This window comes from candidate division KSB1 bacterium, assembly GCA_022562085.1.
Lineage (GTDB): Bacteria > Zhuqueibacterota > Zhuqueibacteria > Oceanimicrobiales > Oceanimicrobiaceae > Oceanimicrobium.
On record JADFPY010000204.1, the window covers coordinates 1 to 8,114 of the forward strand.

General features: G+C 46.0%; 7 protein-coding genes and 2 pseudogenes. All 9 read left to right on the top strand.

The genetic code is table 11. The features are described from left to right. Positions 1 to 413, top strand: a 413-nt coding sequence (locus tag IH879_15270; GenBank protein MCH7676294.1) for an FtsX-like permease family protein, incomplete at its 5' end; no start/stop codon positions are given. Positions 414 to 682: 269 nt separating this feature from the next. Further along, positions 683 to 1,297: a YceI family protein gene (locus tag IH879_15275; GenBank protein MCH7676295.1), complete on the top strand. Its 615-nt coding sequence runs from the start codon at positions 683 to 685 to the stop codon at positions 1,295 to 1,297. After that, positions 1,294 to 2,562, top strand: a complete 1,269-nt coding sequence (locus IH879_15280; GenBank protein MCH7676296.1) for an MFS transporter — start codon at positions 1,294 to 1,296, stop codon at positions 2,560 to 2,562. The genes IH879_15275 and IH879_15280 overlap by 4 nt, the downstream gene beginning before the upstream one ends. A 175-nt stretch (positions 2,563 to 2,737) precedes the next feature. Further along, a pseudogene (locus IH879_15285) lies at positions 2,738 to 3,357 on the top strand (NYN domain-containing protein). Between the two features lie 91 nt (positions 3,358 to 3,448). Next, a complete protein-coding gene (locus IH879_15290; protein MCH7676297.1) occupies positions 3,449 to 4,372 on the top strand; it encodes a DNA adenine methylase in 924 nt (307 codons plus the stop codon). Continuing rightward, positions 4,369 to 4,851, top strand: a complete 483-nt coding sequence (locus tag IH879_15295) for a 4-diphosphocytidyl-2C-methyl-D-erythritol kinase (protein ID MCH7676298.1) — start codon at positions 4,369 to 4,371, stop codon at positions 4,849 to 4,851. Before IH879_15290 ends, IH879_15295 begins: the two co-directional genes overlap by 4 nt. 82 nt (positions 4,852 to 4,933) lie before the next feature. Beyond that, positions 4,934 to 5,232, top strand: a pseudogene (locus IH879_15300) (GIY-YIG nuclease family protein). A gap of 155 nt (positions 5,233 to 5,387) precedes the next feature. Continuing rightward, positions 5,388 to 6,716 carry an amidohydrolase gene (locus IH879_15305; protein ID MCH7676299.1) on the top strand — a complete coding sequence of 443 codons (1,329 nt, stop codon included), beginning with the start codon at positions 5,388 to 5,390 and terminating at the stop codon, positions 6,714 to 6,716. Positions 6,717 to 6,917: 201 nt separating this feature from the next. Further along, positions 6,918 to 8,114, top strand: a 1,197-nt coding sequence (locus tag IH879_15310; GenBank protein ID MCH7676300.1) for a hypothetical protein, incomplete at its 3' end; no start/stop codon positions are given.

Consider the following 8,114-nt stretch of genomic DNA (forward strand, 5'->3'; position numbering starts at 1 on the left):
TTGGCATGTCTATCTTTCTCGGTTCAATGGGCTTCCTGACTTTATTGATCGCAGGAGTCGGAGTCGCTAATATCATGTATATTGTGGTAAAGGAACGCACCCATGAAATCGGCATCAAAATGGCGGTCGGTGCGCGGCGGCGCTATATCCTTGCCCAGTTTATTTTCGAAGCGCTGCTCATCGCTTTTATCGGCGGCGCTGCCGGAATTCTGTTTTCCTGGTCGTTGGTTGAGTTAGTAAGATTAATTCCAGCCGAGGACGGAGCCATGCAATTTCTCGGCAAACCAATTCTGTCAAACGGTATTATGCTGCTGACAACCGGCATCCTCGCCACCATTGGCTTACTCTCGGGGCTCTTTCCCGCACGTAAAGCTGCTTCTCTCGATCCGGTTGAGGCATTGCGGTATGAATAATTCTTTCGGGTGCAGGCTCCATTTTACACAGTAGAGATATTTCACCCCTTCCGGGGTTTAGGATTTTTGATGGCATTTTCTATAAATATTTCACCCCTACGAGACTGGTAAAGAAAACATTGGATTGTTTTGCAATCAATCATCCCGTAGGGATGACATATTTATAGCAACTCAATAACACATAAGACCAAGAACCCCAAGGGGTGAAATATTAAAATTTGCGTAAAATATAATCTGCTCTCATTCTTTTTTAAAAAAGGAACACAAAAATGTGGAAAAAATTGATTTACGTTTTCAGTTTATTCGCCTTCGTTTTTGCCGCTTTTGCCGGCGAACCGATCCATTTCACCAGAATCGATAAAAACCATTCCACCATCGGCTTTTCCGTGCCCATCCTGGCAGGCATGTCAAAAGTCACGGGCAAGTTTACCGATTTTAGCTTCGAAATGGTTTATGATGAAAGCAACCCCGAAAATTCATCGGTCAAAGCAACTATTCAAATGGCAAGCATTGATACCGGCATTGAGGACCGCGACAAGCATTTGAGAGGCGGCGACTTTTTTGAGGTTGCTAAGTTCCCCCAGGCTACGTTCATAAGCAAAAGCATGGAGAAAAAAGACGGCAAATTGATTGCAAGGGGCGATTTCACTTTGAAAGGCGTTTCCAAAGAAATAGAAGTCCCGTTTACAATCACCGGGTTCCCCAAATCGAAAAATGAAGAGGGGGTTACACGTGTCAATCTGGGGGTTGCTGCCGAGTTTACCATCAACCGTTTGGACTATAACATCAAGTGGCAGCATAGCTCGGTGCCGAATTGGGTCAGCAACGAAATTACTTTGGAAATTAACCTGATTACACGCTCTCACAAATTGGCATCTAATTGAGCAAAACATTCGAGCAGGCACTCCCGCCGCAATCCTTCGTTTCCAGAATCCCTTTTTATTACGGCTGGGTCAATATGATCTTTGCGGCAATCGCCATGGTTGCGACCCTGCCCGCCCGAAGTGTCGGCATCGGCCTCATCACCGAACCCCTGCTGCAAGACCTCAATCTCCAGCGCGTCAGTTTTGGCCAGATGAACTTCTGGGCCACTCTGGCGGGGGCGTCTTTCAGTTTACTTTGCGGGCCTGCCATCGACCGCTTTGGGGTACGCACTGTGGTCACCGTCGTCTTATTTGCACTCAGTTGGATTGTCCTGGCATTCAGCAGCGTTGCTTCAGCCGCAATGCTGCTTGTGTTGCTGATTCTCATGCGCGGCTTTGGCCAAAGCGCACTTTCAGTGGTTAGCCTGACCATGATTGGCAAGTGGTTTGTGCGCAGGTTAAGCAAGGCCATGGGGGTTTTCTCCGTTCTGGTTAGTCTTGGTTTTGTAGTTGCCATCGTCCTTTCCGAAAACGCAGTACTGGAGCACGGCTGGCGCACCATGTGGGCCACACTCGGCTGGGGATTGATGTTCGCAGCGGGATTAAGTCTGCTGTTCGTCCGCCGAAGTCCTGAATCGGTCGGCCTTGAACCGGATCGAGAGTCAGCGACTCAAAGGGAGTCTCAAGAGTCGGCAACGGGTTTTAATCTGAAAGGCGCTTTGATGACCCCGGCCTTTTGGATTTTTGCCGTTGGCAGCGCGCTTTACAACCTGGTTATCGCCGGCGTCTTACTCTTCAACCAGTCGATTCTAAATGAGCTGGGATTTGATGAAACCGTCTTCCGCAATGCCATGGCCATCTTCATGTTCATGGGATTAGCCGGCAACTTGCTGGCGGGGTGGCTCGGAAAGCATCACTTTTTAGGCCGGCTCATGACCATCGCCATGCTATTGGTTTCGGTCTACCTGTTAACGTTTCCCTACCTGACCTCGCAGTCGCAGGTGTTGGTTCACGCCGCGACTCTAGGGTTATCCGGCGGTGTGGTGTCGGTGGTATTTTTTACTGCATTCGGAAAAGTATTCGGCAGGCCGCACCTGGGTAAAATTCAGGGGGCGGCCCAGGTTCTCACGGTCTTTGCTTCGGCCAGCGGGCCGTGGATCCTCGCCTCTGTTTTTGAGAACACCGGGTCCTATTCCCCGGCTTTTTCTGCCATTGCCCTGCCCATTGCAGTGGTTGCCATTGCTGCCTGGTTTGTGCGAATTCCCAAGCCGGAAGAAAGCGCTTGAAATATAATTAAGTTAAAAAAAATAAAAGCGATAAATCTAGTAAAAAAAGTATTGATCTTATATAGTCATAATTGATTAGTATTGGAATACTAATTACCCCCACGGTTTCGACCTGGGATGCAAGGCTACAAATTTATTTTTGTAGCCTTTGCTATTTAATTATATGCCTCTATTTATGCGCACGTCAATTTATATCGATGGCTTCAACTTCTACTATGGCGCTGTTAAGGATACCCCTTATAAATGGTTGAACTTTAAATCTTTATTTGCAACGCTACTAAGTGATAAACATCAGATAGTAGAAATTAAATATTTTACAGCTCTTGTTTCAGGCTTGAAGGATCCAAGGCAACCCATTCGACAAAAAACATTTTTGAGAGCGCTTGAGGCTTACATACCGGAAATATCTATTTATTATGGACATTTCTTAAGTCACAAAGTGAACATGCCTTTGGCTAAACCGAGAAAAAAAAGAAATTTGAAAAAGTAATCAAAACAGAAGAGAAGGGTTCTGATGTAAATCTGGCTGTCCACCTGGTAAATGATGCCTGGTTAGACAAATTTGATTGCGCAGTTATTGTTTCGAATGACATCGATTTAACAGAAGCAGTCAAGCTCGTCAAGAATCAATTAAACAAAAATATAGGTCTTGTTTTGCCAGGAGAAGGACATCCATCTAAAGAGCTGATGAAACATGCAGATTTCATAAAAAAGATTAGACGAGGGATCTTAAAAAATTCGCAACTGCCAAATCCGATCCCTAATTCTAACATAAGAAAACCAGAGGATTGGTAAACCTATCCTACCTAAAGGACATCTTCGTTTCCATTTGACATTTAATTTTTTTTCCTATTGACACAGGCTCTTATTATTTTTAACTTAATTTATGATCCAGGCGCAACCCTTTCTCAAATGGGCCGGCGGTAAGACCCAGCACATTAAAAAATTCCAGAAGTTTTATCCGGCCGAACTCAAAAACGGCAAAATCAAACGCTATTTTGAGCCTTTCCTGGGCAGCGGCGCGGTTTTTTTTGATGTGGCACAAAAATACAAAATCGATTCCGCCCTTCTTTGCGACATCAACGAAGAGCTGATTCTAACTTACCTGGTGATTCAACGCGATGTCGACAAACTCCTCGAATACTTGCTGCGCTACAAAAAATCTTACCTGAAACTGGACACGGAAAAGCAGAAAGAGTTTTATTATGAGCTGCGGACCAATTACAACCTGCAGAGATTTAATATCGATTATAAAAAATATTCCGAGAACTGGATTCCGCGGGCGGCGCAACTGATTTTCATGAACAAGACTTGCTACAACGGCTTGTTCCGCATGAATTCAAAAGGTGAGTTCAATTCTCCGGTCGGGCGTTATAAAAATCCGAAAATATTTGATGAGGAGAATTTACAAAAAATTTCGGAGCTATTGCAAATGGCGGAGGTTTGTAAACTTCATTTTGCGGATATCAAAAGCAAAGCCCGAAAATCCTCCTTCGTTTATTTCGATCCCCCCTACCGCCCGCTGAACCGGACGGCAAGTTTTACCTCCTACAGCACGTTTCAATTTAACGACCCGCAGCAGATTGAACTGGCCAATTTATTCAAAGCACTGGATAAGAAACAAGCCAAATTGATGTTGAGCAACTCAGACCCAAAAAATGAAGATCCAAGCGACAATTTCTTTGATGAATTGTACGAGGATTATCATCTTTACCGAATCAAAGCGAATCGAATGATCAACTCAAAAAAAGACAAGCGCGGAAAAATTAACGAAATTCTGGTTTTAAATTATGATGTAGAGGCCGCATGAACCAGGGCGCTAAAGGCAACAAAACCGGCAACCTGTTAGAAGGGACGGTCAGAAATATTCTCATCGAGAAGGGATTCGAAATTGTAAAACACAAAGATTGGCTGAAGAACAACCTCTTTTTAGGAAAGGAATTACTGATTGAAAATGTGCCGTACACAACTATTTACAACCACAATGGGAAAACTGAATTTCTGCTCAAATCCGAGGCCTACAATTTCGAAGCCCGAATCGAATGCAAATGGCAGCAGGTTGCCGGTTCGGTCGACGAGAAACTCCCCTACCTCTATTTAAACTGCATCGAAGCCATGCCGGAGAAGAATATCATTATTCTGATCGATGGCGAGGGCTGGAAAGCCGGCAGCATTCAGTGGTTGAAAGATGCTGCCCAAAATGCACCTTACTCAACTGCCAAATCAAAGAATATTCAGGTCTTCAGTTTGACTGAATTCATGACCTGGGCGAATAATTTTTTTGTATAAAATCCAAAGCCTCCCCTAAAGTCATTTCGACCCCGACACTTCGGGGGAGAAATCTATTTAATTCAAACAGCTATACTTTATCTTGAATACAAAAGTCTATTATCTCTACATCGTTAGCAACCCCACAAAGACTGTTCTTTATGTCGGGTTACAAATGATCTACACCGTCGTCTTAAAAGAGCACTATGAGAACCGCGGTTCCCAAAAGACTTTTGCGGGAAAGTACGATTGCCACAAACTGGTTTATTATGAAGGCTACGAGTCTGCTTATGAAGCAATGAGTCGTGAAAAACAGATAAAGAAATGGCGTCGGGCTAAAAAAGAAAATTAGTTCAGGAGATGAATCCGAATTGGGATTGGCTAAATCATTACTTCTTCTGATTCTCGTGAATAGATTTCTCCCGAAGCCTGCCCTGAGCCAGTCGAAGGGGTCGAAATGACGCGGCAGGATGACTATGTATAAGAAGCAACCTCTTGTGGTTGACATTCTTCCTGAATCTCTTTACCTTCAATCCAAAAATCGGAGGAACTAAGAAATGTTAAAGCTTCTGAAATTCATAATCGTTTGTTTAGTAACTATATCAAGCGCTTTTGCGCAAAATAGTCACTCCAACGACGAAATCCAAACCCGGGTCAACAAAGATTACGCTTACCTCGATCAGCTCTATAAACACTTGCATTCCAACCCTGAAATTTCTTTACAAGAAGAAAAAACTGCGAAGAAGCTGACAGATGAGTTAACCAAACTTGGTTTCAAAGTTACTCAAAATGTTGGCGGGCATGGTTTTGTCGGGGTCTTGAAAAATGGTGACGGACCCACCATTATGATTAGAACCGATTTGGATGGTTTACCCGTTGAGGAAAACACCGGGCTTGATTACGCCAGCAAAGCACGAACCATTGACCCGCAGGGAAACGATGTCGGCGTTATGCACGCCTGCGGCCACGATGTGCATATGACGGTTTTTGTAGGAACCGCACGAATGTTAACCGGCTTGAAAGATAAATGGAAAGGCACCCTGGTGATGATCGGTCAGCCGGCTGAAGAAATCGGAACCGGGGCCAAAGCCATGCTCGACGAAGGGCTTTTTGAAAAATTTCCAAGACCGGATTATTGTCTGGCCCTGCACTCAAACTCTGCGATCCCGGCAGGGAAAGTCGGCGTTTGCGAAGGGTTTGCTCTGGCCAATGTAGATTTTGTCGACATTAAAGTTCGCGGCAAGGGCGGACACGGCGCCTATCCGCACACCACGAAAGATCCGGTCGTACTGGCGGCGCAAATTGTGCTGGCTTTGCAAACTATTGTCAGCAGGGAAATCAAACCGGTAGAGCCGGCGGTGGTTACCGTGGGAGCCATTCATGGCGGCACCAAACACAACATCATCGGCGATGAAGTAGACCTGCAGCTTACCTTGCGCTCCTATTCGGAGGCAGTTCGCAACCAGACTATCGAATCGATCAAACGAATTTGCAACGGTCTCGCCCAGGCTGCCGGTTTATCCGAAGAAGATTTTCCAATTATTAAAGTCAGAGATGGATTTACCCCCGCTACCTATAATGATCCTGAACTAACTCGCCACGCCGCAAAAGTGATGCGTGAAGCCCTGGGTGACGAAAACGTTATTACAGTAGAACCTGTCATGGGCGGAGAAGATTTCGGCCGCTTTGGCCGGGTTGAACCGAAGATACCGATTCATATTTTTTGGCTGGGCACGGTCGCTCCTGAAAAATTTGAAGCGAGCTTGAAAAGTGGCCAAAGTCTCCCATCTCTTCATTCCAATCTATTTGCGCCACTGCCCGAACCGACTCTCAAAACCGGCGTCAAAGCGATGACGGTTTCGGCTTTGAGCTTGTTTAAGGAGTAAAGGTAAGCGAGTGAAAGCGTGAAGCGGGGCATTTTCTCGTCGTTGCGAGCGACTGAAGGGAGCGAAGCAATCTCCTTTACTAGTTGAATGGGATTGCTTCGTCGTCCCGAATTCATTATTATCTGCATAAAGGAAAGTCGGGACTCCTCGCAACGACGATATCAAATTCTAATCGAAAAAGAAACTTTTTAGGTCACAAACATGAAAGTCAAAACACTCATCGCAATACCTCTTATTTTTGTATTCATAGTTCTTCATTTCAAAAATCCAGAACAAGAACTACACAAACAGAGTGTCTCCACTGAAGCCAAAGTTTCAGGCGCATTTGAATCACTCGCCCAATGGAATGATCAGCGCGCCTACCCGCAAAAAAACATTCCTACGTCCGGCTACTACGCCGCTTTCGAATATTCCAGAAAAAACTTAAACAAAGGCGGTGTGGACTCAGAAGTCGAGCCCTGGAAAAGCATCGGGCCGCATAATATTGGCGGCCGTACGCTGGCAATTGCCTTCAATCCGCAAAACCCGAATACGATTTACGCCGGGTCAGCCAGCGGCGGACTTTGGCGAAGCGCCTCAGGCGGTGTAGGCATCAATGCCTGGGAACATATCTCAACAGGTCTTCCGGTTCTCGCGGTGAGCACAATCTCAATTGTATCCAATGACTCAAACACGATCTATATTGGCACGGGCGAGGTTTATAACTATCAAAATACAGGGACAGGTTTTACCATTCGGCCAACCCGAGGCAGCTACGGGATCGGCATTCTCAAAACCGTTGACGGCGGCAGAACCTGGACTAAAAGCCTGGACTGGACTTCGAATCAGGAACGCGGTGTTTGGGCCGTCCGAATCGACCCGCAAAATCCAAATACCGTTTGGGCGGGCACAACGGAGGGGGTTTTCAAATCAATAGATGCAGGCCAAAACTGGCAGCAGGTACATTCGACAATCATGATTATGGATTTAGCGATCAATCCGGCTGATCCTAACACAGTGTTCGTTTCAGCGGGCAATTTATTCAGCGAAGGGCTGGGAGTCTATCGGACCCAGGACGGAGGCGGCACCTGGGATAAAATGCAAGGGCTGCCTTCGAGCTTTGGCGGCAAAGCCATGCTGGCTATCAGTCCATCTTCTCCTAATATCGTGTTTGCCAGTATTGGCCACAGCACAAATTCAAGCAATGGTGCAACCTGGCTGGTGAAATCGGAGGATAACGGCGATACCTGGTCGACCGTTTCGCGGCAAGATTATTCCCGGTGGCAGGGCTGGTTTGCACATGATGTCGCCGTACACCCTGAAGAACCGAATACAGTCATCACCATCGGCATCGATATCTGGAACTCGACAGCAGGCGGCGCCAACCTAAGTAAAAAATCAACAACAAACTGGCGTATT

Bases quoted from the DNA above. Each gene is read 5' to 3' on its own strand.
- IH879_15290 (MCH7676297.1), top strand. From the start codon at position 3,449: ATGATCCAGGCGCAACCCTTTCTCAAATGGGCCGGCGGTAAGACCCAG.
- IH879_15305 (MCH7676299.1), top strand. From the start codon at position 5,388: ATGTTAAAGCTTCTGAAATTCATAATCGTTTGTTTAGTAACTATATCA.
- IH879_15275 (MCH7676295.1), top strand. From the start codon at position 683: ATGTGGAAAAAATTGATTTACGTTTTCAGTTTATTCGCCTTCGTTTTT.
- IH879_15295 (MCH7676298.1), top strand. From the start codon at position 4,369: ATGAACCAGGGCGCTAAAGGCAACAAAACCGGCAACCTGTTAGAAGGG.